This is a genomic window from Pseudomonas sp. MWU13-3659, from assembly GCF_023757525.1.
GTDB lineage: Bacteria > Pseudomonadota > Gammaproteobacteria > Pseudomonadales > Pseudomonadaceae > Aquipseudomonas > Aquipseudomonas entomophila_E.
The window spans coordinates 1-1,424 of the sequence record NZ_JAMSHW010000077.1; the positions used below are offsets into that span (position 1 = coordinate 1).

General features: G+C 54.6%; 1 protein-coding gene. It reads right to left on the minus strand.

The window, feature by feature from the left end:
* Nucleotides 1-27: 27 nt before the first annotated feature.
* A protein-coding gene (locus NGM28_RS28350) for an IS3 family transposase (RefSeq protein WP_502943925.1) occupies nucleotides 28-1,376 on the minus strand; the annotation gives its coding sequence in 2 pieces (ribosomal slippage) (nucleotides 28-909 and nucleotides 912-1,376; 1,347 coding nt in all).
* Between the last annotated feature and the right edge of the window lie 48 nt (nucleotides 1,377-1,424).

Here is a 1,424-nt window from a genome sequence, read left to right on the forward strand (position 1 = left end):
TGGACTGCCCCCAAAAACTTGGACAGATCAGCTAGCAGCCTGGGCCCTGTATTCAACAGGGCTTAGGCCGCCCAGCTTCAGCTTGATACGGTCTTCGTTGTAGTAGCGGATGTACTCGTCCAGACCGGCCTTCAAGTCTTCCACGTTTTCGAACCGCTTCAGATAGAAAAACTCTGACTTGAGCGTGCCGAAAAAGCTTTCCATTGCCGCGTTGTCCAGGCAATTGCCTTTACGCGACATGCTCTGTTTCACACCGTGCCGCTTAAGCGTGTCACGGTATTGAGCCTGCTGATATTGCCAACCCTGGTCCGAGTGGATCACCAGCTTTGGCTCATCGCCCAAACAATCCAGCGCCTTGTCCAGCATGTTTCCAACCAAGCGGTAGCTGGGGCGGCTGGCCGTCTCGTAGGCCACGATCTCGCCGTTATACAGATCCATCACTGGCGAGAGATAAAACTTCTGCTGGGCCACTTTGAACTCGGTCACGTCAGTCACCCACTTCTGATTCGGGCGCTGGGCGATAAAATTTCGCTCCAGCAGGTTCGCCGCGATCTTACCGACAGTACCGCGGTACGACCGATATTTCTTGCGGCGCACAACGGATTGCAAGCCCATACCAGCCATCAGTCGCTCCACGACCTTCTTGTTGACCATAGTCCCTTGGCGCCTGATCGAAAGCGCAACCCGGCGGTAGCCATAAAGCCCCTTTTCCTGGTGATAAACACGCTGCACTACCTCTTTGAGCGCAGCATCCTTGTCCGGCTTCTGCTGGCTTTTCACTTGGTAGTAGAAGGTGCTGCGAGCCAATCCAACCAACGCCAGGAGGCAAGCCAAGGGAAATCGATCCTTGAGCTTGGCGACGATCAACGCTTTTTCGTCTGACTTCGCTCTTTCGACTCTCTCAAGGCCTTTAACTCCTTTAGGACAGCATTCTCCATGCGCAGATACTCGAGCTCAGCCAGCAATTGCTCGCGAGGTTTGTCCGCATCCTGGGTGTCGGTGGGTTTTACAGGCTTGATGTTCTTCGGCACGGCAGTCGGCTTTCTTGGTTGTTCAGCTGTGGGGTGACCACTGTAGTACTGCTGTTCCCAAATGCCTATTCGCGAAGACTGACCAAGGCCAAAGTACGCTGCAGTTTGGCGCATCGAGAGCCGATGCTCGCGCATGTGTTGCACCACTTGCCGCTTGAAGTCATCGCTGTAGCGAAGGTTTTTGGGTTTGGGTGCAACACTGGAATGCGCCTGATGAGTGGCGACCCATCGCCGGAGCAGGCTGACATCGATATCGAAATGCTGCGCCACCTTCCTGAAGCCATTGTTGTCTTCAAGGTAGGTGGCGATGGCTGTGAGTTTGAAGCGCTCAGTGTACTTGCTCATAACTCCCCCAAGGGTTGGATTGGTGTCCAACTTCTTGGGGGCAGTCCA